The following is a 24,109-nucleotide window of genomic DNA, read 5'->3' as shown; positions in this document are numbered from 1 at the left end:
GCCCGGCCCAAAAGGCCCCCTGCACGGTCCAGGACCCCGCCCGCGGCCCCGGGAACCCCCTGCCGCGGCCCCGGGAGCCCCCTGCCCAGGCCCCCAAGAAGCCAGCCCCCTGCACAGGGCCTCATGAGTCCCCTGCGCAGGCCCCCAGGAGCCCCCTGCGCAGGCCCCCAGAAGCGCTGCGGGCACCCCCGCTCCACCCCCGTTAGAATCGAAACCACTCACCCCTTGCTCACCGCCGGAAGGCAAACCGTGCCAGTAGCGCCGCCCGCCGCCCCCGACACCGTCCTGGTCGTCGACTTCGGAGCGCAGTACGCCCAGCTCATCGCCCGTCGCGTCCGCGAGGCCCGGGTCTACAGCGAGATCGTGCCGAGCACCATGCCGGTTGCCGAGATGCTCGCCAAGAACCCCGCGGCGATAATCCTCTCCGGCGGTCCGTCCTCGGTGTACGCCGAGCACGCTCCTGTGGTGGACCGTGACCTCTTCGAGGCCGGCGTCCCCGTCTTCGGCATGTGCTACGGCTTCCAGCTGATGGCGACGTCCCTCGGCGGCCAGGTCGACAACACCGGCGCCCGTGAGTACGGCCGCACGCCGCTGCACGTGTCCAAGTCCGGCTCGACCCTCTTCGAAGGCACCCCCGCGGAACAGCCGGTGTGGATGTCGCACGGCGACGCGTGCAGCGCCGCCCCCGAAGGGTTCACGGTCACGGCCTCCACGGACGTCGTCCCGGTCGCCGCCTTCGAGAACGACGAGAAGAAGCTGTACGGCGTCCAGTACCACCCCGAGGTCATGCACTCCACGCACGGCCAGCAGGTCCTGGAGCACTTCCTGTACCGGGGCGCGGGCCTCACGCCGTCCTGGACGACCGACAACGTCATCGACGAGCAGGTCGCCGCCATCCGCGAGCAGGTCGGCACCAAGCGCGCCATCTGCGGCCTGTCCGGCGGCGTGGACTCCGCGGTCGCCGCAGCCCTCGTACAGAAGGCCATCGGATCCCAGCTGACCTGCGTGTACGTCGACCACGGCCTGATGCGCAAGGACGAGACCGAGCAGGTCGAGAAGGACTTCGTGGCCGCCACCGGCGTGCAGCTGAAGGTCGTCGACGCCCAGGAGCGATTCCTCGCCGCGCTCGCCGGGGTGTCCGACCCCGAGCAGAAGCGGAAGATCATCGGTCGCGAGTTCATCCGCGTCTTCGAGCAGGCCCAGGCCGAGATCGTCGCCGAGGCGCCGGGTGACCAGCCGGTGGAGTTCCTGGTCCAGGGCACCCTGTACCCGGACGTGGTCGAATCCGGCGGCGGCACCGGCACCGCCAACATCAAGTCCCACCACAACGTGGGCGGCCTCCCCGAGGACCTCGAGTTCCAGCTCATCGAGCCGCTGCGCAAGCTCTTCAAGGACGAGGTGCGCATGGTCGGCCAGGAGCTCGGCCTGCCCGACGAGATCGTCCAGCGCCAGCCGTTCCCGGGCCCCGGCCTCGGCATCCGCATCGTCGGCGAGGTCACCAAGGACCGTCTCGACCTGCTCCGCGAGGCCGACGCCATCGCCCGCGAGGAGCTGACCGCGGCCGGCCTCGACCGTGACATCTGGCAGTGCCCCGTCGTGCTCCTCGCCGACGTCCGCTCCGTCGGCGTCCAGGGCGACGGCCGCACCTACGGCCACCCGATCGTGCTGCGCCCCGTCTCCTCCGAAGACGCCATGACGGCCGACTGGTCCCGCCTGCCGTACGACGTGCTGGCCCGCATCTCCACCCGCATCACCAACGAGGTCGCCGACGTCAACCGCGTCGTCCTCGACGTGACCAGCAAGCCGCCGGGCACCATCGAGTGGGAGTAGTCCCCACGGCCCCGGCCCGCCTCCCGGCCTGAACGCCGGTGCCGCCGTCCCCGACCCGGGCGGCGGCACCGGCGTTCTCACGTCCGCCTGGACTTCTCCAGCGGCCGCCCCGGCCTCCAGAGCTGCACCGCCAGATACCTCTCCTCCTCGATGTACGTCCGCACGACCTCCGTCAGCTCCGTGCGGAACAGGTGGAACGCCGTCGGGTCCGGCGGCCGCACCTCGTCCACGTACGACGCCCTCGTCGCCCCGTCCCGCACCTCCACCGCTCGTCCCGCGATCCGTACGTCGCCGCCCGCCATCCCCGTACCCGCCCCCGGATTCGCCTGTAGCGCGAACCGCGGGTCGCGACGCAGATCCAGCGCCTTCACCGAACCCGGCATCATCCCGAACCACAGCTCGCCGTTCAGGAACCGCACTTCCAGGCCCGTCGTGCGCGGCGACCCGTCCTTGCGCAGCGTCGCGAGGACGTGGTGCGCGAACTGTCCGAACCGGTCCTCGACGGTCCGCGCCAGCTCCGGTTCCGCAGCCGAGAAGGCCGCCCAGTTGCTCGTCATGCACCGACCCTCGCACCCGAACACGACACCCCATGTCTGCTTTTCCACGCCCCCGCCCCCAGCACGCGGGCCGCGCCGCCCACCCCTCCCGATTCCGTGCCCGCTCCCCGGAAGACCCCTGTTGTCCTGCGCTGACCGGGGGTAACTTCCGCTCCGTACGGCCAGGGACGCCAGAGACGGAGGACCCATGCAGGCGCCCACACCGATACCCGTCGAGAAATTGCAGTTCGCGATGCCGCCGGTCCACGAGACTCCGGAGGACGAACGGCGCCACCGCAAGGAACGGCTCGCCGGCGCCCTCAGGATCTTCGGGCGCCTCGGGTACGAGGACGGCGTCTCCGGGCACATCACCGCCCGCGACCCCGCGTACGACGACTGCTTCTGGGTGAACCCGTTCGGCATGCCCTTCCGCCACATCACCGTGAGCGACCTCGTCCTCGCCAACGGGGACGGCCAGGTCGTCGAGGGCCGCCACCACGTCAACCAGGCCGCCTTCACCGTGCACGCCCAGGTCCACCGGGCCCGGCCCGACGCCGTCGCCCACTGCCACTCCACCTACGGCCGAGCCCTGGCCGCCCTCGGTGAACTCCTCGAACCCATCACCCAGGAGTCCTGCGCCTTCTACCAGAGCCACGCCCTGTACGACGCCTACACCGGAGTCACCGTCGACGCCGACGAAAGCCGCCGCGTCGCCGCCGCCCTCGGTGACCACGACGACCACAAGGCCCTGGTCCTGCGCAACCACGGGCTGCTCACCATCGGCGGCTCCGTCGACGCCGCCGCCTGGTGGTTCATCTCCATGGAACGCTCCTGCCGGGTCCAACTCGCCGCCCGCGCCGCCGGCCGCCCCGTCCTCATCGGCCACAAGGATGCCGTCGCGACCCGCGAACAACTCGGCAGCGACCTCGTGGCCTGGATCAACTACCAGTCCCTGTGGCAGGACATCAGCCGCAGCGAACCCGACCTGCTGACCTGACCCGGCCCCTGCCGCCGCACACGCGTACCACACCGGACGCCGCGTCAACCCGCGGATCACCGGACCACCCGCGCTGACCTGAACCAGGGAGCACGTACAGGCGTCCGTACGGCACAATTCCCAGACATCGCAAGGAAGTTCACGGACGCGCGCCCGAACGGAGATCCGGACGCGCTTCCCGCGGTGACTCCGGTCAAGGGTGGGGAAGGCGGCGTACGCGGTGGCGGTGCAGGAAGCCAGGCAGGGGGCCGGGGTGCACGGGGGTGGTTGCGCGTGCGGTGGCAGCCCGCACGGGGCGCGCGAGGGGCATCGGCGCGCCGTCTCCGAGTTCCTCGCCAAACGGGACGAGTTGGCGACCGGGCAAGGGGTGCCCGCGGCCGTCGTCCACTCCGCGGGCGCATCCCGCCAGTGGGTGTCGGACGAGCTGACCCAGTCCGCGCGGCTCGTCGCCGAACGCGGCCGCGCCGAGGGCGATGCCTGGCTCGCCCGCCTGTGGCCGCGCACCCTCGTCGTCGTCTGGGCCGCGGTCGTCGCCCTCGTGCTCGTCCAGGCCCTCACCGCCATCGGCACGGGCTGGAGCCCCGCGCGCACGGCCGGACTGCTCGCCGCCCTCCTCGTCGGCCTCACCCTCAGCGGCGCCGCGTATCTGCACCGCGCCCGCGGCGGCGTACTCGCCCCCGTGATCGGCGAGGACAACCGGCTCTCCACCTCCCGTGCCGTGGCCGCCTGCTGGGTGCTGTTCGTCGTCTTCGCCGTCCTCGTCCTCGCCTGCGAGCTCGCGGCGGCCTCCGGCCACGGCGCCCGCGACGAACTCGTCGACGGGCTCAGGCTCGGCCGGGCCGCTGGCCTCGTGACCGTCCTCGCCGTGGTCTGCGGCGTCGCCGTCCTCGTACGCCGCGTCGTCGGCCTGCGCGTCCTCGCCCAGCGGCTGCAAAAGGTACGCGCCCACCGGCCGCGCGCCGCCGACCTGCTCACCGACGACGCGGGCCGCGGCCACTTCGCCGACGTCCAGTACGTCCTCGTCAGTGTCGTCGCCGTGGCCTTCGCCGCCGTCCGGCTCGCCCGCCGCCCCGCGCAGCTGCCGGACCTGCCCTGGGGCCTCGCCCTGCTGGTACTCGTGTCCGCCGCCACATACCTGGCCGGCAAGTACGCCGAGGGCGGCCGGCCCGTCATCCTCTCCGTCGTCCGCTCCCGCGAGGCCGGAGACCTGGACGCGCCGATCCGCACCGGCGACGACATCGAGATCCGCGGCGCCGGCTTCGTCCCGCCCGGTGCCGGCAGCGCCGACCGCCTGGCCAGGATGGCCGTCCGCATCGGCGCCGTCCACGTCCACGTGCCCCTGGTGCCCGTCCCCGGCGGCTTCACCAACCCGACCGACGCCGTCCTGACCGTGCCCGTACCCGTCGACGTCGAACCCGGCCGCGTCGACGTCCAAGTGATCACCGCGGCCGGCGCCGAGACCAACCGCTGCACCATCGACGTCACCGACTGACCGACCCACGTCACCACCTGCCTCGCGCCAAATGGACGCATGGCTTCCCCCTTCGCCCTTCCCCCTGCTCCCGAGTTCCCAGGACCCCCCAAGGCCTCGTGAACGCCACGAGGAGTCCGCCGAGGAAACCGCCGCACACCACTGAGCGGCGGGTGCCTCCTCTACGTATCGTCAGTCGACCAGGCAACGGCCGAGGTGCGGAGAGGCGGCGGACGGCGATGGCTCACGGCATGCGCACGGACAGCCACAGCAACTACGTCAGACGGAACGACTGGCGGGACAACGCCACCCACTACGCCCTGCTCCCACTGAGGATCTTCCTCGGCGTCACCTTCATCTACGCGGGCCTCGACAAGATCACCGACAGTGCCTTCATGAAGGCGAACGGCACCGGCTCCCTCGGCGAGACCATGCGCGGCGTCCGCGACCTCGCCGCCTTCCCCGAACTAGTCGACCTCGCCCTGAAGAGCCCCGTCGGCTTCGGCTACGCCATCGCCCTCGGTGAACTCGCCGTCGGCATCGGCATCCTGATCGGCCTGCTCGCCCGCGTCGCCGCACTCGGCGGCGCCCTGATCTCCCTCAGCCTCTGGCTCACCATGAGCTGGCACGAGGAGCCCTACTACTACGGCAACGACCTCCCCTACCTGATGGCCTGGCTCCCCCTGGTCCTCGCAGGCGCGCCCTACCTGTCCGTCGACGCCTGGCTGGCAGCACGCCGCAACTCCAGAGCCTCGGCCTGAACCAGGCCGCCTGCGCTCGACCCGGACCGCCTGGGCTGGGCTGGGCTGCCTGGGCCTGGGCCTGGGCCTGGGCTGGGCTGTCTGGCTCGACCGGACCGCCCAGGCTGGAGCTGGGCCGACTCGGCCCGCCTGTGCCCGCGCGCTGCTAGAGCGCGCCCGGACCGGACGTCGGTGCTCTGTCCGGCCGCTCCGGGGGGCTCCCAGCGTCCTCCGGTTCCGCCAGAGTGCTCTCCGGTTCCGCCGGAGCGCCCTCCGGCGTGTCCAGGCGGTGCGGGGGCTCCAGGTCGGCGGGGAGGTCCCCGTGCACGGTCGTGCCCGCCGCCTGGGAGCGGACCGGGGAGCCGGTCCGAGCGTCCGCCCGGGTCCCGGCCCGAGGGCCGCGGCCCCTGCGTATGAGGTGGGCCACCGCCGCCGTCGCCGCTGCGAGGAACAGGCCTCCCGCCACGATCGGGATGATCGCGAACCAGGGGGTGTCCCACAGGCCACCCGAATCTCCCGCGTACACCAGCCCGGCCAGGGCCAGGAAGACGCCCGCCACCAGCCTGCCGGGCTGGAACTCATGACGCAGCACGTTCCACCTCCACCTGTCCGACGCCGACTTCGAGCCGCAGCTCGACCGTGCCGCCGTCCTTCGCGCCCCGGGGCGGGGCGAGGGTCTTCGTCTCGGTCCGGGCCGGGGAGATGTCCACGTCGTCCTTCCTCTCAGCGGGGAGCTGGATGTCGCCGACACCCACCTCGGCCCGCAGCTTCACCTCTGCGTCCCTCGGGACGATCACCTTCAACCGGCCCGCGCCGACTTCCGCCCCGGTCTTCAGCGTCTGGTCCTCGCGCAGGTCGATCCGGCTCAGGTCGAGCGTGCCCACACCTGTCCCCAGCTCGTACTTCGAGCGGACGTCCGCCGTCACGGCCGGGCGCCAGTCCGTGCGTATCCAGTCCGTGGTGATGCTCTTGGGCAGGGCGGCGGAGCCCGCGACCAGGGCCGCGACGATCAGCGCGAGCACGATCGAGCCCGCGCCCGTACGCCCGGCGAAGGAGCTGATCACCAGGCCGACGCCGAGCACGGCGAGCCCGCAGGCGAAGCCCATTTGCAGACTCGTGCCGAGCGGCTGGTCCTCCCAGGTCGCGGCCGTGCCGAGCGAGCCCGCGAGCACCGTCGCGAGGAACACCCAGCCGCCGATCCAGCGCGGGCCGCGGGGGAGGCGCGGGCCTGGCGGGCCGGTGGGCGCCGGGCCCGGAGTCCACCGGCCCACGGACGCGTGCGGTGCGTCCGGCTGATACTCCACCGCGACCGGGGCCGGGCCCCAGAAGTAGTTCGGCATCCCTTCGTGCGACCCGCCCTTGGTGAGGGGGTCGCGCCACCAGGACGGGGCGCCGGCCACCGGCGGGGCCAAGGTCTCCGGCGGCGCGTCCGCCACGGCCTGGGCGGCCACCGGGTCCGGGTCGGGGGTGCCGCGCTGCTGCGACCAATATCCCGCGCCCGCGAGCAGGAGGGCGAGGACGGCGGCGAAGGTCAGGGCACTGCTGTTGTTCAGCAGGGTCAGAAAGACGCCGCAGCCCACGAGAGAGAACAGGACGGCTGTCAGCGCATGGCCGTCCACGCGGCCGGTCAGCAGGCGGCGCGCCTCGTTCTCCTCCTCGTCCTCATAGGGGATGAACAGCCACGCGAAGCCGTAGAACACCAGGCCGAGGCCGCTCGTGATCGCGAGGACCGCGAGGCCGATGCGGAAGATCACCGGGTCCATGTCGCAGTGCCGCCCCAGACCCGCGCACACGCCGCCCAGCTTGCGGTGCCGGCGGTCGCGGCGGAACTTGCGCTCACGCACGGCCTCCGGCCCGCCCGGTGCCTCGGCCGGGGCGGAGAGACGGTCGCGCGGCGGGGCCTGCGGGCCCGGCGCGGGCTGCTGATCTGTCATGACTCCATGGTGACCGCCGGCGCCCCGCCGCGGCAGGCGGGACAACCCTGGCCGAACCCTGAAATCATCCCTGACCACCCCTGACCATCCCGGAGCGCCCGCCCCTGATCCGGCCGTGGAGGGCCGGGCGGAGCGCTCGGCGTGGCGGCGGAGGACGCCGCCCAGAGACCCGCGGGGCAGGGGCAGAGATCAGGGGAGTCTCGGGGCTCGACCCTGATGCCCCCGCCCGCGCCCACGTGTGAATATCGGAGCATGCCGGAAGCCGCAGCTGTACCCATCGAAGACGAGCGGCCGCTGCGGAAGCTCTATCGCAGCGGCGAGGGCCGCCTGCTCGGCGGGGTCGCACGCGGCCTCGCCGGGCACCTGGGGCTGCCCGTCATCTGGGTGCGGATCATCTTCATCGGCCTGTTCCTCGCCAATGGCTTGGGCGGGCTGCTGTATGCGGCGTTCTGGTTCTTCGTCCCGCTGGGCGTGGGCGGCGTCGGCTCGCAGGCCCAGCGGCAGACCGTGGTCACCACCGAGACGGCGCCGGACGGCCGCCGCAAGCTCGTCGCACGCAAGCCCGACAAGGGCCAGATAGTCGCGCTGCTCGCCATGGTCGTCGTCGCCATGGTCTTCGTCGGCAGCGTGGACCTCGGCGGCCCGACGCAGGCGTATCTGTGGCCCACCCTGTTCGTCGCCGCGGGCGTCGCGCTCGTCTGGCGGCAGGCGGACAACGCACGCAGGGCCCGCTGGATGGAGGTCGGCCGAAGACGCCGCACCCTCACCATCGCGCGCACCGGCGCCGGTGTGCTCCTCGTCGGCGTCGGCGTCTCCGGCATCTTCGTCCTGCGTGGCTCCGCCTCCGACCTCGGGGCGGCATTGCAGGCGGCGCTCGCTGTGCTCGTCGGTATCGCGCTGCTCGCGGGCCCCTATCTCGTACGCATGACCCAGGACCTCTCCGAGGAGCGGCTGATGCGCATCCGCGCCCAGGAGCGCGCGGAAGTCGCCGCGCACGTGCACGACTCGGTGCTGCACACCCTCACGCTGATCCAGCGCAACGCGGACAGCGCGGGGGAGGTGCGCCGCCTCGCCCGGGCCCAGGAGCGCGACCTGCGCGCCTGGCTGTACAAGCCGGAGGGCACCGGCAAGGACGAGGCGGAGGAGCCGGACACCCTCGCCGAAGCGGTCCGGCGCGACGCCGCGGAGGTGGAGGACAAGCACGGCGTCCCCATCGAGGTGGTGGTCGTCGGGGACTGCCCGCTCGACGAGAGACTGACGGCGCAGACGCAGGCCGCGCGGGAAGCGATGGTGAACGCCGCCAAGTACGGTGGCGAGGGCGGCGCGGTGCAGGTCTTCGCCGAGGTCGAGGGGGAGACGGTCTTCGTGTCCGTGCGGGACCGGGGCCCGGGGTTCGATCTGGACGCCGTGCCCGACGACCGCATGGGCGTACGAGAATCGATCATCGGCCGTATGCAGCGCAACGGCGGTACGGCACGGTTGCGTGCGGTGCCGGGCGGCGGCACGGAAGTCGAGCTGGAGATGGAGAGGACGGCGGCGACATGAGCGACGCGACCGAAGCGGGCGGGGCCGGGCAGCGGGCAGGGGCTGCGGGGCCCGTGGGGCCGCCTGCCGGGGCCGCCGGGGCGAGCGGGGCTTCCGGGGCTGGGGGAGGTCTCGATGTCGGAGGGGCTGCCGGGGTGGGTGATGGTGCCAGTGGTGCCAGTGCGACTGTCGAGGCCGAGGGGGATACGGGGCGGCGGGTGCGGGTGGTGCTGGTCGACGACCACCGCATGTTCCGTACAGGAGTGCAGGCGGAGATCGGCCAGACGGCGCGTACGGGTGTCGAGGTGATCGGGGAGGCCGCCGACGTCGACCAGGCGGTCTCGGTCATCACGGCGACGCGCCCCGAGGTGGTGCTGCTCGACGTACATCTGCCGGGCGGCGGCGGGGTCGAAGTCCTGCGCAGATGCGCGTCGTTGATGGTGGACGCGGAGAACCCGGTGCGGTTTCTCGCGCTGTCGGTGTCGGACGCGGCGGAGGACGTCATCGGGGTCATCCGGGGCGGTGCCCGCGGCTATGTCACCAAGACGATCACCGGTACGGACCTGGTGGACTCGATCTTCCGGGTCCAGGAGGGGGACGCGGTGTTCTCGCCGAGGCTCGCGGGCTTCGTCCTGGACGCCTTCGCCTCCACGGACGCGGCGCCGGTGGACGAGGACCTGGACCGCCTCACGCAGCGAGAGCGCGAGGTGCTGCGCCTCATCGCGCGCGGGTACGCGTACAAGGAGATCGCCAAGCAGCTCTACATCTCCGTGAAGACGGTCGAGTCGCATGTGTCGGCGGTCCTGCGGAAGCTCCAGCTGTCGAACAGACATGAACTGACGCGGTGGGCGACGGCGCGGCGCCTGGTCTGACCGCCGGGGCCCGGAGGTCGGGCCCCGCAGCCCAGGGCTCAGCCCCGAGACCGCGGCCCGGTCCCCCCGCGCCACGGCATACGCGCGGAGTCGCGGCCCTACGCGATCCGTGTCGCCCCGGCGAACGGCATCTCGTCGACGGGGGCGATCCGAACGGGGGCGCTCGGGTTCGGGGCGTGGATCATTTTGCCGTCGCCTACGTAGAGGCCGACGTGGCTGATGCCCGGGTAGAAGAAGACCAGGTCGCCCGGTTGGAGGTCGGCGCGGGAGACGCGCCGGCCGGTGTCGATCTGGGCGTAGGTCGTGCGCGGCAGGGAGACACCCGCGGCGCGGTACGCGGCCTGGGTGAGGCCGGAGCAGTCGAAGGCGTTGGGGCCGGTGGCGCCCCACACGTAGGGGCTGCCCAGAGCGTTGTAGGCGTACGAGACGGCCGCACCGGCGCGGGAGTCGGGTGCCTTGACGCCGTCGGGCGCGGTGCCGCGCGCGGCTGCGCGTGACGCCCTGGCGCCCTCCGCGGCCGCTCCCAGCGAGCCGGTGCGGGCACCGCCGGTCACGCGGGCGCGCTCCTCCTCGGTCAGCCGGGCGAGCAGCCGCCTGGCCTCGCCCAGCTTTCCGGTCACCGTCTTCTTGTGCTTCCGCAGCTCCGCCTGACGGGACTCGAGGTCCTTGAGGGTGTCGGTGGCCTCGGTGCGGAGCTGGTCGAGGGAGCGGACCTGGCGCCGTACGCCGGCGATCTCTGCGGCCTGACGGTGGCCGACGCGGTCGGCGCGGGCGGCCCGGTCGAGGTAGGTGTCGGGGTCGGAGGAGAGTACGAGCTGCATGGACGGGTCGATGGCACCCTTGCGGTACTGGGCGGCGGCCAGCGAACCCAGGTCCTGGCGCGCGGTGTTGAGCCGGTCCGCCTTGCGGGCGGCTTCGTCGCGGAGGCCGTCGAGGGCCGTTTCGGCGCGGTCGGCCTTCTCCTTGGCGCCGTTGTACTTCTCGGTGGCGACCTCGGCCTCGCGGTAGAGCGCGTCGACCTTGGCCTTCACCTCGCTGGGAGTGAGCCGCGGGTCCGCGTGGCCGGTGCCTTCGAAGGCGGTCGCGGTGGCGGCCGACGCGAGGGCGAATGTCGCGGCCGTACGGGCCGTACTGCCGCTGAGCGAGCGCTTCTTGGGCTTGCGGTGCGCTGCCACGGAGGCTCCACGTCCTTCCTTGCGGGGCGGGGCCCTCGTGGGCCGGGCCCGCCCTTGCCGGCCGGGGTCCGGTACCGGTCCGGCGACGTCCGCACAGGGGAGACGGGACGCCGCCGGACTTTCTCGGCGGAGGTGGCCGGCTGCCGTCCCTGGTCCGGACGACGGTGGGGGCCGGTCACCTGACAGAGGACGTTAAACTCACCGTCACCCCTTCGTGACCCGTTGTGCGCTAACGGCGGATGTGGCGCAAGGGATGAACGGATACGAGCGTTCCGTCCCGGCTTCGCCGACGGGTTCACCAAGTGCGTGACCGATGTGGTCCATGTGGCCCGCCTGTCCGGTGGGAGTGCTAACGCCCCCGGTGCACCAGGCGTCCGGGGTGCCCGCCGCGCCGTGCCCCGGGCGGTCGTGCCGCGTCCCGGGTGGCCAGGGTCGTGCCCCACGAGGGCGGAACCGTGCCCCGGGCGATGGGAGCCCTGCCCCGGGCGGTGGCAGTCCTGCCCCGGGCTGGGGGCCTGCCCCGCGCGGTCGGAGCCCTGCCCCGCGCGGCCGGATCCGCGCACCGGGAATTAGGCTCCGCCCCATGGACGTACTCATCCATCTCTTCGTCGGACTGCACATCATCGGCATCGCTGCGCTCCTGGGCGGCTTCCTCGCCCAGATGAAGGCGATGGGTGCGGGCACGGCCCGGTTCAGCCCCGCGATGCTGCACGGCGCATTGACCATGTTGATCACTGGCGTCGTTCTTGTCGGTCTGAATCAGGCCGACGACAACACGGTCAACAACGTCAAGATCGGCATCAAGCTGGCCCTGTTGATCGTGATTCTCGGCCTCGTGTACGTGAAGCGGGACGAGGACAAGGTGGACAAGGCGATGTTCGCCACCGTCGGGGCGCTGACGGTGGCGAACATCTTCATCGCCGTCCTGTGGACGTAGGGAGCTCTATGCCGGGCGCACCACGCTGTGGATCGGCATGTAGGAGATGGACTCGACCCGGACGTTCGCACCGGGCTTGGGGGCGTGGATCATCTTGCCGCCGCCGATGTAGATGCCGACGTGGCTGATGTCGTCGTAGAAGAAGACGAGGTCACCCCGCCGGGCGTTCGCCTTCGAGACGGTCGTGCCCGTCTTCACCTGGTCCCAGGTGGTGCGTGGCAGGGAGATGCCCGCGGTCTTCCAGGCGGCCTGGGTGAGGCCGGAGCAGTCGAAGGAGTCGGGGCCCGCGGCACCCCACACGTAGGGCTTGCCCATCTGCTGCTCGGCGAAGCCGATCACTTTCTCGGCCTTCGCCGCGTAGCTGCCTCCGGTGCTCCCCGAGCGCGAACCGGAACCCGCCCCCGAGCCCCCACCTGGACCGCTGCCCTGGTCGGAGCCGGAGCCGGAGCCGGAGCCGGAGCCCGAACCCGCACCGGACCCCTGGCCCTGGCCCTGTCCCTGTCCTTGCTCCTGCCCCTGCTCACGGTCCCGCGCGCTCCGCTCCGCGGCCTCCTCCGCCTTCCGCTCCCGCTCCGCCTCCGCCTGCTCGCGCGCGAGCTCCGCCGCCTCGCGCTCGGCGGCCTCCTTCTTCCGCTTCTCGATCGCGGCGAGGCGCGCCTTCTCCTCGGCGGTCAGCTTCGACAGGAGCGAGCGCGCCTCGGTGAGCTTGGTCTGGACGGTCTGCTTGCTCGTTCTGAGGGCGTCGCGCGAGTCCTGTAGCGTCCGCAGGCTCTTGGCGGCCTTCGCGCGCTGCTCGGTCGCCGAGACCTGCTGCGTCCGGTAGTCGTCGACGGCCTTCTTCTGACGGTTGGTGAGCCGGTCGGCGAGGTGGTTCTGGTCGAAGAAGCCCTTCGGGTCGTCGGCGAGCAGCATCGTGGCCGTCTCGGAGACGGCTCCGGTCCGGTACTGCGCGGCGGCGAAGGAGCCGAGCTCCTGACGGGCTTCGTTCAGACGGTCCGTGCGCCTGGCCACGTCGTCCAGGAGACGGTCGACCTTCTTGCGCTGCTTGTCGGTGCTCTCCTTGGCGGAGTTGTACCTCTGTGTGGCCACCCCGGCCTGGTGGTAGAGGTCGTCGACCTTCTTCTGCACCTCTTCTAGGCTTGGCTTCCCGGGCTCGGTGGGGGCGGACGGCGCGGCGTGCGCGCTCTGCGAGAGCAGGGCCACCGACGTCAGGGCGGCCGTGGTGATGCCGAGCGCGGGGGTCGTGCGGACGCGGGCCGGTCGGCTGCGCGGCTTGCGGTGCGACGCCAAGACTGGCGACTCCTTCCGTGGACCGCCTACCGGGTTAGCTGTCGGGTTCGGGCGGATGATCCGGAAGGCTGCCCTACGGTTCCGTACGGGGTACGGGACTGATTCACCCCAGAGATCGTGGTGGGTCCCCGGCTCCGAACGCGTCGGACTCGGCGGAGGCCGCGCGTACCCGGCGGGGATCGCCGGTGGGGGGACGTGCGGCCCGCGCAGCACGCTAGCCAACCGGTGAGGCGCGAGGGAAGGTTGATGTTCGATATGCCCGATACATTTCCGTGACCTCACGAGGAGTGCGGTGCCGCGGCGGCGGGCGCCGACCCGGGCGGTGGCGCAGCGTGACACCGCGGCTGCGTGGAGCCGCCCCCGCGCGGCCGCACCGCGCCGGTGTGGCCGGATCGGGGCGGCCTCGCGGAACCCGGGGCGGGTTGTCAGTGGGGCCGCCTAGACTCGGGAGGCGATGAGCAGCCTCTTTGACGACAGCTTCCTGGCGGACCTCAAGCCCTCGCAGGGCCACGAGGAGGAACCCCCGCCGCCGCCCGAGGACAGTGCTCCGGAGCCCATTCCGGACGACCTGTTCCACGGGAGGTTCGACGCGCCCGCACCCCGGGACGCGTACTACAGGGACGGCGCCCACCGCCCCGCGATCGACCCGGCGGCGCTGCTCGACGGCCTGAACGAGAACCAGCGCGCGGCCGTCGTGCACGCCGGAGCGCCCCTGCTCATCGTCGCCGGCGCCGGTTCCGGCAAGACGCGCGTGCTCACGCACCGCATCGCGTACCTCCTCGCGGAGCGCGGTGCCCACCCCGGCCAGATCCTCGCGATCACGTTCACGAACAAGGCCGCGGGCGAGATGAAGGAGCGCGTCGAACAGCTCGTCGGCCCGCGCGCGGGCGCCATGTGGGTGTCGACGTTCCACAGCGCGTGCGTGCGCATCCTCCGCCGCGAGTACAAGAAGCTGGGCTTCACGTCCTCGTTCTCGATCTACGACGCCGCGGACTCCAAGCGCCTCATGGCCCTGGTCTGCCGCGACCTGGACCTGGACCCGAAGAAGTTCCCGCCGAAGTCCTTCAGCGCCAAGATCTCGAACCTGAAGAACGAGCTCATCGACGAGGAGGACTTCGCCGCCCGGGCAGCCGACGGCTTCGAGAAGACCCTCGCCCAGGCGTACGCGATGTACCAGTCGAGGCTGCGCGAGGCCAACGCCCTCGACTTCGACGACCTGATCATGACCACGGTGCATCTGCTGCGCGCCTTCCCGGACGTCGCCGAGCACTACCGCCGCCGCTTCCGCCACGTGATGGTCGACGAGTACCAGGACACCAACCACGCGCAGTACGCCCTGGTGCGCGAGCTGGTCGGCCCCTCCGGAGAGGGCGACGAGCCGGGCGAGCTGTGCGTCGTCGGTGACGCCGACCAGTCCATCTACGCCTTCCGCGGCGCCACCATCCGCAACATCCTCCAGTTCGAGGAGGACTACCCGAACGCGACCACGATTCTCCTCGAGCAGAACTACCGCTCCACCCAGACGATCCTGACCGCCGCCAACGCGGTCATCGAGCGCAACGAGAGCCGTCGCCCCAAGAACCTGTGGACCAACGCGGGCGCCGGCGCACGCATCACCGGGTACGTCGCCGACACCGAGCACGACGAGGCCCAGTTCGTCGCCGACGAGATCGACCGCCTGACCGACGCCGGTGACGCCAAGGCCGGCGACGTGGCGATCTTCTATCGCACGAACGCCCAGTCCCGTGTCTTCGAAGAGATCTTCATCCGCGTCGGCCTGCCCTACAAGGTCGTCGGCGGGGTCCGCTTCTACGAGCGCAAGGAAGTCCGCGACGTCCTCGCGTATCTACGGGTCCTCGCCAACCCCGAGGACGCCGTGCCGCTGCGCCGCATCCTGAACGTGCCCAAGCGCGGCATCGGGGACCGCGCCGAAGCGATGATCGACGCGCTCGCGCAGCGCGAGAAGATCTCCTTCCCGCAGGCGCTGCGCCGCGTCGACGAGGCGTACGGCATGGCGGCCCGCTCGGCGAACGCCGTGAAGCGCTTCAACACGCTCATGGAGGAGCTGCGCACGATCGTCGAGTCCGGCGCGGGCCCCGCCGTCGTCCTGGAGGCCGTGCTCGAGCGGACCGGATATCTCGCGGAGCTCCAGTCCTCCACCGACCCGCAGGACGAGACGCGCATCGAGAACCTCCAGGAGCTGGCCGCCGTGGCCCTGGAGTTCGAGCAGGACCGCGGCACGGCCGCCGGTGCCACCACCGACGCCGCCACCGCTCCCGACGCCGCCACCGCCACCGCCCCCGGTGCCGATACCGCTCCCGCTCCCGCGGAGGACGCGGCGCCGGCCCCCACCGGCACCCTCTCGGACTTCCTGGAGCAGGTCGCGCTCGTCGCGGACTCCGACCAGATCCCCGACGAGGAGGACGACGGCTCCGGCGTCATCACGCTCATGACGCTGCACACGGCCAAGGGCCTGGAGTTCCCCGTGGTGTTCCTGACCGGCATGGAGGACGGCGTCTTCCCGCACATGCGCGCCCTCGGGCAGGTCAAGGAGCTGGAGGAGGAGCGGCGCCTGGCCTACGTGGGGATCACGCGCGCGCGGGAGCGGCTGTATCTCACGCGGTCCTCCATGCGCAGCGCCTGGGGCCAGCCGTCGTACAACCCGCCCTCGCGCTTCCTGGAGGAGATCCCGGAGGCCCACCTGGACTGGAAGCGGAAGGGCTCCGTCGGCGCGCCCGCCGCGTCGGGTCCTGCGGGCGGGGTGGCCGCCGCGCTGTCGTCGTCGCGCTCGCGCACGGGCGGCGCGCAGGGCTTCGCCACCCGCAGGGCCACGGAGAAGCCGGTGGTCGCGCTCGCGGTCGGCGACCGTGTGACCCACGACCAGTTCGGCCTGGGCACGGTGGTCGGCGTGAAGGGCACGGGGGCGAACGCCGAGGCGACGGTGGACTTCGGCGAGGAGAAGCCGAAGCGGCTGCTGCTGCGGTACGCGCCGGTGGAAAAGCTGTAGCGCTCGCCCCCGGGCGCGGGGGACACTCGGCAGGTGCAACTCCAGCGACGGGGGCTGGAGTTGCGCCCTTCAGGGCCGCAGGTGCGGTTCGGCGGCGGGAGCCGTGCCCGCCCACGCGGCAGTGGGAACTGTGTTTGCCCACGCGGTGGGTGGGAGCTGGGCCTACGTCGGGTCGAGCCCGTGGCTGCGCAGCCACGACAGGGGGTCGATGGCGGAGCCGCCGCCCGGGCGGACCTCGAAGTGCAGGTGCGGCCCGGTGGAGTTGCCGGAGTTGCCCGAGAAGGCGATGGTGTCACCGGCCTGCACGGGACCGCTCGCGATCTTGTGCGTGGAGAGATGGCAGTACCAGGTCTCCGTGCCGTCCTTGGCGGTGACGATCGCCATGTTGCCGTAGGCGCTGTTGTACTTCGTGGAGACCGTGCCGTCGGTCGCGGCCCGGACCTGCGAGCCGTACGACACCGGGAAGTCGATGCCGGAGTGCGCCGACATCCAGTTGATGCCCGCCTGTCCGTAGTAGGCGCTCAGACCGTGCTGGGCGACCGGCAGCGCGAACTTCGGCCGCAGCCGTTCCTTGCGCGCGGCGTCCGCGGCGGCCTTCTTCTGCGCCGCCACCTTCTGGGCCTTGAGGTCGATGCGCTCCTGCGTGCGGCTCGCGCGGTCGGCGAAGTCGCCCGCGTCCGCGGAGAGGTTGGCCAGCTGGGTGTCCAGCTTGTTGTTGGCGGTGGACGGCTGGACGGTCGCCGGATCCGGGGCGGACGCCCGCGCGTTCTTGTCCTCGCCGCCCCCGCCGAGGTCGCCGACGGACGCGGCGGCCACTCCGGCGACCCCCATCACGCAGGCGGACGGTACGGCGACGGTGAACAGCGCGGACCGCTTGGCGGGGGAGCGGCGCGAACGGCCACGGCTCCGCGACCCGGTGGACCGGGCGGAGCGGGAACGTTCCTTGCGACTTGTCGACGCGTGCTCCGCGGGATCGGCGTCAGCGCCACCCGGGGTGATTCCGCCGAGCTGGTCGGCGGGTCCCTCGTCGGGAGCGGAGGCGTGCGGGTCCTCCTCGGATCCGTACCCGCCCTCGTCGTAAGCGTCCTTGTCGAAGGTGCCCTTGTCGTAGGCGTCGCCATCGTAGGTGTCGCCTTCGTACGCGGTGGCATCGCCTTCGTACGCGGCCTCTTCGGATCCGTACCCGTCGGAGTCCGCGGACGCCCCGGCCTCGTACGGATCCTGCGTGGTGTATCCGTTCTGCGGGTCGTAGGCGGAGTCGGGTGCCTCGTACGTCTCCTGCTGTGGTCCTTCGTACGTCTCATGGCCGTCGGAGTTCCACGCCGTGGCGTCGTAGGCGCCGCTGTCGAAGACCTGGGTGGCCCACTGGCCGGTGGCGGGGCCCTCGTTCCAGGCGGTGGCGTCCCAGGTGGCGCCGGAAGGGGTGCCCGGCTGGGACGGGATGTCCGCGAGCGGCTGGTGACCGCCGCCCCATACGGCCGTGGTGTCGTGGCTGCCGGTGTCGTATCCGGTCTCGGTGGCGTACGCGTCGTACGTGAGGGTCTGCTGCGGGCCCGTCGTGGCCCACTGGCCCGTGTCGTGGTCGCCCGGCAGGGCGCCGAAGAGCGGATCGGCGGGGAAACCCGAGGTGGGCACGGAGAAACCGGAACCGGAAGTGTCGAAACCGTCCGTTGCGTCGTAGTCGCCGGGGGCGTTGAAACCGGTGGCGGAGAAGGTACCGGTGGCATAGCCGTCGTATCCGGTGTAGCCGGCCTGCTGGTCGTAGGACCCGAAGGGGGCGTAGTCGGCGTCGGGTGCCGGAGCCGAGGTGGGGGGCCCCGGCGGGTGACGGTCGTTCACCAACTTCTCTTTCGCCTCGACAGCATGGGCTGGCAGAGCAGTGCCGCGACTGTACCCGGCGGTACGCGGGCGCGACAATCTTCGCTGGGTTTCCCGGTCGCAGGAAACGGGCATTCGGCCGTCTTTCGGCGGTCCCCGGGCGCAGCCTTGGTTTTGTGTTCGAGGTTCGTTCGACTGCGAGAAGCGGAATCCGGGGGCGGGGCGGCGCGAGATCGACGATCCGGACTGTCGGGCCGGAAGCCGTCAGGCCGTCGTCACGCGACCGTCAGTCCGCCGGAGGGCGCGGCGGTGTCGAGGGCGGACTCGGCGGTGTCGACCGCGGGCTCGGTCAGGTCCAGGGCCTGGCGGATGGCGCTCGCCACCGCGGGGTGCACGGGCAGGGCGAGATGGCCGATGCCCGAGACGCGTACGTTCTGCGCGACCAGGTCCGGGTGGTCGACGCAGGCCGTCTCCACCGGGTCCATCAGCTGGTCCAGTTCGCTCCAGAAGCTCACGAACTGCGTGCGGCACCCCGGCGCGGGTTCGCGCAGTTCCCGCACCACGTCCGAACCGGGGCGCATCTGGCGCACGATCGGGTGCGCGTCCGCGAGCGGCACGGCCCGGGTGCCCCCGTGCGGTGTGCCGAGCGTGACGAGTGTGCGTACGCGGGCGTCACCGCCGAGCCGCTGCGCGTAGTAGCGGGCGATGAGGCCGCCGAGGCTGTGGCCGACGATGTCGACACGGGAGTGCCCCGTGCGTTCGCAGATTTCTTCCACATGACGGCCGAGCAACTCGGCGGCTCCGCGGATGTCGCAGGTCAGCGGCGAGTGGTTGAGGGATACCAGGTGCTGCCTGCCGTGCTGGGCGAGACTGCGGCGCAGCAGCACGAAGACGGAACGGTTGTCGATGAAGCCGTGCAGGAGCAGGACCGGTGGTTTGTCCTGCGCGGGCAGCCGCGGGGCGTCCGGTGACGGTGGCGGGGGTACGGCGCGGCGTTCCTGGGTGATGCCCGAGGGATACAGGAGGAGGTGTCCGGCGAGGATGGCGAGTTCGAGCGCGGTCGCCTTCAGCAGTGCCAGAGGCAGGCCCGCAAACCTTGCGGGAAGCAGGGTGTTGCAGCGACGAAAGGGCTCGACCCTCGTGTCCGTCATGTCGACCTCCCGGTCGGCACGCGGAGGACACCTCTGTCCCCCGTGTGCCTCTCATGGGAAACCGGAAGTGAGGCGTGCCCTTCCCGTGGTGTGGCGCGCCGCCCGTCGGCGCGCCGGTGGGCGACGCACCGGCGCCACCGCGTCCTGCGGCTGACGACGTGGTGGTACGGCGGCCTCGCGGCGGCTCCCCTTGCGCAACCCCCGACCGCGGCCCGGCGGCTGGGCGGGGATGCGGCCCGGGTGTCCCGGGCTGATCCGGCCCCTGTGCCGGGTGATCACGGGAGCGGCGCGCAGTGAACGTGTCCCACCGTGTGATTTCCCCCTCGCTCTCCACCACGAAACTGCGGGTTGAGCGATCCTGGAGATAACGTTCGTTCACCTACCCGGCCGGTGCGGCGCGGGGTGTCCGGGCCGGCGCCGCCGGCCGGCCGGGCGCGTGGGATTCCGCAGTCGGCTTTCTGTACATGGAGGCAGTGATGGGTGTGGCAGCCGGTCCGATCCGCGTGGTGGTGGCCAAGCCGGGGCTCGACGGCCACGATCGCGGGGCCAAGGTGATCGCGCGGGCACTGCGTGACGCCGGCATGGAGGTCATCTACACCGGCCTGCACCAGACGCCGGAGCAGGTCGTCGACACCGCGATCCAGGAGGACGCCGACGCCATCGGCCTCTCCATCCTGTCCGGCGCGCACAACACCCTGTTCGCCCGGGTCATCGAACTCCTCAAGGAGCGCGACGCGCAGGACATCAAGGTCTTCGGCGGCGGGATCATTCCCGAGGAGGACATTCCCCTCCTGAAGGAGAAGGGTGTCGCCGAGCTCTTCACGCCGGGGGCGACGACGACGGAGATCGTGGAGTGGGTGCGGGGGAACGTGCGGCAGCCTACGGAGGCGTAGCCCTCGGCGGTGTTTGGGGGTGCCTGGGTGCACCCGGGGGTGCTTGAGGGGTCCGCGGGGGCTGCGGCCCGGGGCCCGGTCCGCCTCTCCGGTCCGGTCGTGGGCCTGGTCTGTCCCCGCCGGACTGGCTGCGGGCCTGGTTCGTCCCCGCGTGAGCGGCGCGGGCCCGGTCCGTCTCCGCCAGACCGGCCGCGGGTTCACCCCGCCTCACCGGCCGTGGGCCTGGTCCGTGCCCGTCTGACGGGCTGCGGGCCGGGTCCGCTTCTCCGGTCGTGGGCCTGGTTCGTCCCCGCCACACCGGCCGTGGGCCCGGTCCGTCCCCGCCACACCGGCCGTGGGCCTGGTCCGTCCCCGCCTGACCGGCCCCGGACCCGCCCCGCCACACCGGCCCCGGACCCGCCCCGCCACACCGGCCCCGGACCCGCCCCGCCACACCGGCCGCGGGCCCGGTCCCTCCCGCCTGACCGGCCGCCGCAGGCCCGCCCTGCCACACCGGCCGCGAGCCCGCCCCGCCTCATCCTCCCAGTTCCTCCCGCATAGCCGCGCGCAGCCGCAACGTCGTGACCAGGCGCTGGAACGCCTCCGACCAGTAGCCGCCCGCCCCGGGGGCGGCGTCCTCGCGTTCGTCCGGGACGGCCGTCAGCGCGTCCAGGCGTACTGCCTCCGCCGGGTCCAGGCAGCGTTCCGCGAGGCCCATCACTCCGCTGAAGCTCCACGGGTAGCTCCCCGCGTCGCGGGCGATGTTGAGCGCGTCCACCACCGCGCGCCCCAGCGTGGGGGCCCACGGCACCGCGCACACGCCGAGCAGTTGGAACGCCTCCGACAGGCCGTGCGCGTCGATGAATCCCGCGACCCACTCCGCCCGCTCCGCCCCGGGCAGCGTGGTGAGGAGCTTGGCGCGCTCCGCGAGGGACACCGCGCCGGGCCCGGCGGCGTCCGGGGACGACGGGACGCCGAGCAGCGCCCTGGCCCAGCTCGCGTCGCGCTGGCGGACGGCGGCGCGACACCAGGCCGCGTGCAGCTCGCCCCGCCAGTCGTCGGCCACGGGCAGCGCCACTATCTCGGCGGGCTGACGGTCACCGAGCCGGGCGCGCCAGGCGGCCAGGGGAGCGGCCTCCACCAGCTGCCCCAGCCACCAGGAGCGCTCGCCCCGTCCCGCGGGTGGCTTGGGTGCCACGCCGTCTCGCTCCATGCCCGCGTCGCACTCGTGCGGTGCCTCCACGGTGAGCACCGGTGTGCCCGCGGTCCGGTCCAGGGCCACGCAGGAGGCGGCGCGGTCCGCCATGCGGGCGGCCAGCGCCGAGTGCGGCAGGGCAGACAGCAGCTCGGCCGCCGTCGCCCGGACGTTGCGGCTGCGGTCGCTGAGCGCCTGCTCCAGGAACGGCTCGTCGGCCGCGGACAGTCCCGTGCGCAGCGAGTCCAGGAACATCAGCCGGTCCTCGGCCCGCTCCGTCGACCAGGTGCCGGTGAGCAACTCGCGTGCCAGCTGCGGGTCGTGGGCGCGGAGTGAGGCGAGGAGGGCGACGCGCTCGGCGAACAAGCCCTCCTGCCAGCGCCGTTCCCGCTCGGCCCGGTCGGCTTCCCGCTGACCCGACACAGGGGCCCCGCCCGGTGCCGTGCGCAGCGCGAACTTCCAGTCCGGGTTGAGCCGGGCCAGCCACTGGGCGCGCGGGCCCGCGAAGGCCAGGGCCTGGGGGCGCAGGTCGGTGCGTCCGCGCGCCGCGTTCAGGAGGGCGGGCAGAAGCTCCGGGGGCGGTGCGTAGCCCCGGTCGTTGGCCAGGGCGAGCCACTGGGGGAGCAGCTCCATCAGGTCGGGCGAGGTGCCGCGGCGGCCGCCGCCCGCGTGGGGGTGATCGGCGAGCAGGGCCGCGAGGCGGCGCCGGGCCGCCACGGGGACCGCCGGGCGGGGGTCGGCGGGCGCGGGCGCGGGGCGCTCGGCCGCGGGGGCGGCGCGCAGGCCCGCGCGGCGCCGCACCGTCTGCACGGCGGCAGCGTCCAGGAGGGCCGCGGGGGCCTCCCGGCCGGGGGCGGTGACCGGTGGGGTGCGCCGGTCCGTGCCCAGGAGCGCCGCGGTGACCAGCGCCTCCCAGGAGCTATGGGCGTACCGTGCGGCGGCTTCCACGGGGGTGGCGGCTTCCCCAGGAGTGGCGGCTTCCCCAGGGGTGGCGGCTTCCGCAGGGGCGGGAGCTTCCGCGGGGGCGGTGGACGAGGCCATCTCCCCTCCTTCCTCTTCCTCTTGTTCCTCGTGCTTCTGCTCTTGCTCCTGCTCTTCTTCTTCGTTTCCTTCTTGTTCTTCCTTCCGTCTCATGCGTGCGTCGGTTCCTGCCCGAGGTCTGAGGTCCAAGATCTGAGGTCCGAGGACCGGGGTCGGAGATCCGATGTCACAGCCGCACCGTCTCCGCCCCGTCATGCGCCCAGGCCGCGAGGGGCGTGAAGCCGCGGTGGCCGCATTCGCCGAAGACCGTGAGAGGGGCGCCTCCGGAGAGCGCCACCAGGCGCCACAGGCCGGAGCGGGACGCGGCGGAAGGGGCGACGGGCAGGGCCAGATCGGCGTCGGCTTCGGCCAGTTGCCAGTCCGTGCCGTGCGGGACCGGGACGACCCGGCCGAGGGTGACGGGCCACGAGTCGAGCCAGGGATCGTCACGCAGCGCGTCGCCGTACCGGGCCATCGCCTCCTCGGGGCGTATGCCTGGTGGGTGGCCCGTGCCGGGAGCGGGGGCCGAGAACTGCTCGCCCAGGTCCGCGCGGAGCTGCCGGGACGCGGGATCGGCGGCGTACGGGGTGAGCTCGGCGTCCAGGGTCAGGCCGACCGGCAGGGACAGGGCGGGGGCACGGCCGGCCGCGCCGTACGACAGGAGCAGGGCCGTGTGTCCGGATCGCTCGCCGTGCACCCATATGCGGCGTGTGGTCAGCTTGCTGTCCGCCGTGTCGTACTGCGCGAGAACCTGCCAGTGGTCGCGGAGCGGGGTGCCCTGCGCCGGGGTGGGCAGACCCGTGCGGGAGCGGACCGTCGCCGCCAGGACGGCGGGCAGCGTGTCGCGGCGCAGCCAGCCCGAGGTCAGCAGATGCAGGAGCGCGCACTCCTCCAGGAGGCGGGCGGGCCAGCCGGGGCCCGAGGCCGGTATGGCGCCCAACTCCCGCACCCGGGCGGCGAGACCGGGGGCCTGGGCGTCCACCATGCGGGCCGCCGTCTCGTCCCACTGTCCGTACCCCGCCTGCTCGGCGGCCGCCATGCCGCCGCGCAGCAGGTCGGACAGGCGCCGCTCCAGCTCCGTCGCGCCCGCCGTCACCCGCTCCGCCCTGCGCTCGGCGCGTCTGCGGGCCGCCTCCGGGTCGGCGGGGGCCGTGGCCGGCCCCGTCGCAGCGGCCGAACTCCGCTTCGCCTCCGCCTTCTTACCCCGCGCGTCCAGCCACTCCCGCGCCCAGTCCGGCGGCGCGGCCCCGTCCGGCACCGCTGCCCCGCCGCTCCCCGCCCCCGGCACCTCGGCCCACAGCAGCAGCAGGCCGAGCGCGTGCTTGCACGGGAACTTGCGGCTCGGGCAACTGCACTTGTACGCCGGGCCCGCGACGTCCGCGGTGGCGATCACCGTTCGGTACGGCTTGCTGCCGCTGCCCTTGCACAGTCCCCACACGGCCCCCTCGCCCGAACTGCCCGTCTCCGACCACGGCCCGGCGACGCCGAGCCTGCTTCCCGCCTTCTGTGACGACGCGTCAGGTGCCAGTGCCAGCACCTGGTCCGCCGTCCAGCGAACCCCCTGCTGAGTCATGAGTCCGAAGGTAGGTCCCGGCACTGACAATCCACCGTGCGCAAGCAATCGGTGCAGGTCGGAGCCGTGCCGGGGCCGATTGTCAGTGGCTTGGTGCACGGTGGAACACATCGCGGCCGAGACCGTCGTCACGAGGGCTCGTGCTGTTGATCGTTGCTGCCGCATGC

The 24,109-nt window shown here is 72.6% G+C and carries 18 protein-coding genes and 1 riboswitch; of the genes, 9 read left to right on the top strand and 9 right to left on the bottom strand.

What is annotated here, in order from left to right:
* The first annotated feature begins 249 nt into the window (after positions 1-249).
* Positions 250-1,830 (top strand): glutamine-hydrolyzing GMP synthase, encoded by a 1,581-nt coding sequence (gene guaA, locus ACH4DX_RS13160; RefSeq protein ID WP_398155113.1) that lies wholly within the window; start codon positions 250-252, stop codon positions 1,828-1,830.
* A 77-nt stretch (positions 1,831-1,907) separates the two neighbouring features.
* On the opposite strand, the gene ACH4DX_RS13155 is transcribed toward guaA, so the two are convergent.
* Positions 1,908-2,387, bottom strand: a complete 480-nt coding sequence (locus ACH4DX_RS13155) for a pyridoxamine 5'-phosphate oxidase family protein (protein WP_398121944.1) — start codon at positions 2,385-2,387, stop codon at positions 1,908-1,910.
* A gap of 187 nt (positions 2,388-2,574) precedes the next feature.
* On the opposite strand from ACH4DX_RS13155, the gene ACH4DX_RS13150 reads away from it, so the two are divergent.
* From ACH4DX_RS13150 to ACH4DX_RS13140, 3 genes are all read left to right on the top strand, one after another.
* On the top strand, positions 2,575-3,363 hold the full coding sequence (locus tag ACH4DX_RS13150) for a class II aldolase/adducin family protein (protein WP_398155112.1): 789 nt from the start codon (positions 2,575-2,577) through the stop codon (positions 3,361-3,363).
* A 220-nt stretch (positions 3,364-3,583) separates the two neighbouring features.
* Positions 3,584-4,855 (top strand): hypothetical protein, encoded by a 1,272-nt coding sequence (locus tag ACH4DX_RS13145; protein ID WP_398155111.1) that lies wholly within the window; start codon positions 3,584-3,586, stop codon positions 4,853-4,855.
* Positions 4,856-5,073: 218 nt separating this feature from the next.
* Positions 5,074-5,595 (top strand): DoxX family protein, encoded by a 522-nt coding sequence (locus tag ACH4DX_RS13140; protein WP_398155110.1) that lies wholly within the window; start codon positions 5,074-5,076, stop codon positions 5,593-5,595.
* A gap of 145 nt (positions 5,596-5,740) precedes the next feature.
* Here the strand turns inward: ACH4DX_RS13140 and ACH4DX_RS13135 are convergent, their stop codons facing one another.
* Together ACH4DX_RS13135 and ACH4DX_RS13130 are read right to left on the bottom strand one after the other, a co-directional pair.
* A complete protein-coding gene (locus tag ACH4DX_RS13135) occupies positions 5,741-6,166 on the bottom strand; it encodes a hypothetical protein (RefSeq protein ID WP_398155109.1) in 426 nt (141 codons plus the stop codon).
* Positions 6,153-7,508 (bottom strand): PspC domain-containing protein, encoded by a 1,356-nt coding sequence (locus ACH4DX_RS13130; protein ID WP_398155108.1) that lies wholly within the window; start codon positions 7,506-7,508, stop codon positions 6,153-6,155. Before ACH4DX_RS13130 ends, ACH4DX_RS13135 begins: the two co-directional genes overlap by 14 nt.
* Before the next feature lie 252 nt (positions 7,509-7,760).
* Here ACH4DX_RS13130 and ACH4DX_RS13125 point away from each other — a divergent pair, with 252 nt between their 5' ends.
* Together ACH4DX_RS13125 and ACH4DX_RS13120 are read left to right on the top strand one after the other, a co-directional pair.
* The gene (locus tag ACH4DX_RS13125; protein WP_398121950.1) at positions 7,761-9,053 is read left to right on the top strand and encodes a PspC domain-containing protein; all 1,293 of its coding nucleotides are present in this window, start codon (positions 7,761-7,763) and stop codon (positions 9,051-9,053) included.
* Complete coding sequence (locus tag ACH4DX_RS13120) at positions 9,050-9,904, top strand: LuxR C-terminal-related transcriptional regulator (RefSeq protein ID WP_398155107.1); 855 nt, start codon at positions 9,050-9,052, stop codon at positions 9,902-9,904. The genes ACH4DX_RS13125 and ACH4DX_RS13120 overlap by 4 nt, the downstream gene beginning before the upstream one ends.
* 98 nt (positions 9,905-10,002) lie before the next feature.
* On the opposite strand, the gene ACH4DX_RS13115 is transcribed toward ACH4DX_RS13120, so the two are convergent.
* Positions 10,003-11,079 carry an NlpC/P60 family protein gene (locus tag ACH4DX_RS13115; RefSeq protein ID WP_398155106.1) on the bottom strand — a complete coding sequence of 359 codons (1,077 nt, stop codon included), beginning with the start codon at positions 11,077-11,079 and terminating at the stop codon, positions 10,003-10,005.
* A gap of 583 nt (positions 11,080-11,662) precedes the next feature.
* On the opposite strand from ACH4DX_RS13115, the gene ACH4DX_RS13110 reads away from it, so the two are divergent.
* Positions 11,663-12,016, top strand: coding sequence for a hypothetical protein (locus ACH4DX_RS13110; protein WP_398155105.1), 354 nt, complete (start codon positions 11,663-11,665; stop codon positions 12,014-12,016).
* Between the two features lie 6 nt (positions 12,017-12,022).
* On the opposite strand, the gene ACH4DX_RS13105 is transcribed toward ACH4DX_RS13110, so the two are convergent.
* Positions 12,023-13,306 (bottom strand): NlpC/P60 family protein, encoded by a 1,284-nt coding sequence (locus ACH4DX_RS13105; RefSeq protein WP_398155104.1) that lies wholly within the window; start codon positions 13,304-13,306, stop codon positions 12,023-12,025.
* A 7-nt stretch (positions 13,307-13,313) separates the two neighbouring features.
* Positions 13,314-13,471, bottom strand: a riboswitch (cyclic di-AMP (ydaO/yuaA leader).
* Positions 13,472-13,760: 289 nt separating this feature from the next.
* On the opposite strand from ACH4DX_RS13105, the gene ACH4DX_RS13100 reads away from it, so the two are divergent.
* Positions 13,761-16,313 carry an ATP-dependent DNA helicase gene (locus ACH4DX_RS13100; RefSeq protein ID WP_398155103.1) on the top strand — a complete coding sequence of 851 codons (2,553 nt, stop codon included), beginning with the start codon at positions 13,761-13,763 and terminating at the stop codon, positions 16,311-16,313.
* A 162-nt stretch (positions 16,314-16,475) separates the two neighbouring features.
* Here ACH4DX_RS13100 and ACH4DX_RS13095 read toward each other — a convergent pair whose 3' ends face one another.
* Together ACH4DX_RS13095 and ACH4DX_RS13090 are read right to left on the bottom strand one after the other, a co-directional pair.
* On the bottom strand, positions 16,476-18,152 hold the full coding sequence (locus tag ACH4DX_RS13095; RefSeq protein ID WP_398155102.1) for a M23 family metallopeptidase: 1,677 nt from the start codon (positions 18,150-18,152) through the stop codon (positions 16,476-16,478).
* 254 nt (positions 18,153-18,406) lie between these two features.
* Positions 18,407-19,282, bottom strand: coding sequence for an esterase/lipase family protein (locus tag ACH4DX_RS13090; RefSeq protein WP_398155101.1), 876 nt, complete (start codon positions 19,280-19,282; stop codon positions 18,407-18,409).
* Positions 19,283-19,758: 476 nt separating this feature from the next.
* On the opposite strand from ACH4DX_RS13090, the gene ACH4DX_RS13085 reads away from it, so the two are divergent.
* Positions 19,759-20,175: a cobalamin B12-binding domain-containing protein gene (locus ACH4DX_RS13085; RefSeq protein ID WP_398121958.1), complete on the top strand. Its 417-nt coding sequence runs from the start codon at positions 19,759-19,761 to the stop codon at positions 20,173-20,175.
* Positions 20,176-20,689: 514 nt separating this feature from the next.
* On the opposite strand, the gene ACH4DX_RS13080 is transcribed toward ACH4DX_RS13085, so the two are convergent.
* Positions 20,690-22,390 carry a DUF5691 domain-containing protein gene (locus ACH4DX_RS13080; protein WP_398155100.1) on the bottom strand — a complete coding sequence of 567 codons (1,701 nt, stop codon included), beginning with the start codon at positions 22,388-22,390 and terminating at the stop codon, positions 20,690-20,692.
* A gap of 166 nt (positions 22,391-22,556) precedes the next feature.
* Positions 22,557-23,942, bottom strand: coding sequence for an SWIM zinc finger family protein (locus ACH4DX_RS13075; protein WP_398155099.1), 1,386 nt, complete (start codon positions 23,940-23,942; stop codon positions 22,557-22,559).
* Positions 23,943-24,109 lie beyond the last annotated feature (167 nt).

This window comes from Streptomyces sp. NPDC017940 (assembly GCF_044328435.1).
GTDB lineage: Bacteria > Actinomycetota > Actinomycetes > Streptomycetales > Streptomycetaceae > Streptomyces.
This window is presented reverse-complemented; position numbering and strand designations above follow the sequence as displayed.

Coding starts and splice junctions, on each gene's coding strand:
- ACH4DX_RS13090 (WP_398155101.1), bottom strand. CDS start 19,282: ATGACGGACACGAGGGTCGAGCCCTTTCGTCGCTGCAACACCCTGCTT.
- ACH4DX_RS13080 (WP_398155100.1), bottom strand. CDS start 22,390: ATGGCCTCGTCCACCGCCCCCGCGGAAGCTCCCGCCCCTGCGGAAGCC.
- ACH4DX_RS13075 (WP_398155099.1), bottom strand. CDS start 23,942: ATGACTCAGCAGGGGGTTCGCTGGACGGCGGACCAGGTGCTGGCACTG.
- ACH4DX_RS13100 (WP_398155103.1), top strand. CDS start 13,761: ATGAGCAGCCTCTTTGACGACAGCTTCCTGGCGGACCTCAAGCCCTCG.
- ACH4DX_RS13085 (WP_398121958.1), top strand. CDS start 19,759: ATGGGTGTGGCAGCCGGTCCGATCCGCGTGGTGGTGGCCAAGCCGGGG.
- ACH4DX_RS13155 (WP_398121944.1), bottom strand. CDS start 2,387: ATGACGAGCAACTGGGCGGCCTTCTCGGCTGCGGAACCGGAGCTGGCG.
- ACH4DX_RS13125 (WP_398121950.1), top strand. CDS start 7,761: ATGCCGGAAGCCGCAGCTGTACCCATCGAAGACGAGCGGCCGCTGCGG.
- ACH4DX_RS13150 (WP_398155112.1), top strand. CDS start 2,575: ATGCAGGCGCCCACACCGATACCCGTCGAGAAATTGCAGTTCGCGATG.
- ACH4DX_RS13120 (WP_398155107.1), top strand. CDS start 9,050: ATGAGCGACGCGACCGAAGCGGGCGGGGCCGGGCAGCGGGCAGGGGCT.
- ACH4DX_RS13130 (WP_398155108.1), bottom strand. CDS start 7,508: ATGACAGATCAGCAGCCCGCGCCGGGCCCGCAGGCCCCGCCGCGCGAC.
- ACH4DX_RS13140 (WP_398155110.1), top strand. CDS start 5,074: ATGGCTCACGGCATGCGCACGGACAGCCACAGCAACTACGTCAGACGG.
- ACH4DX_RS13110 (WP_398155105.1), top strand. CDS start 11,663: ATGGACGTACTCATCCATCTCTTCGTCGGACTGCACATCATCGGCATC.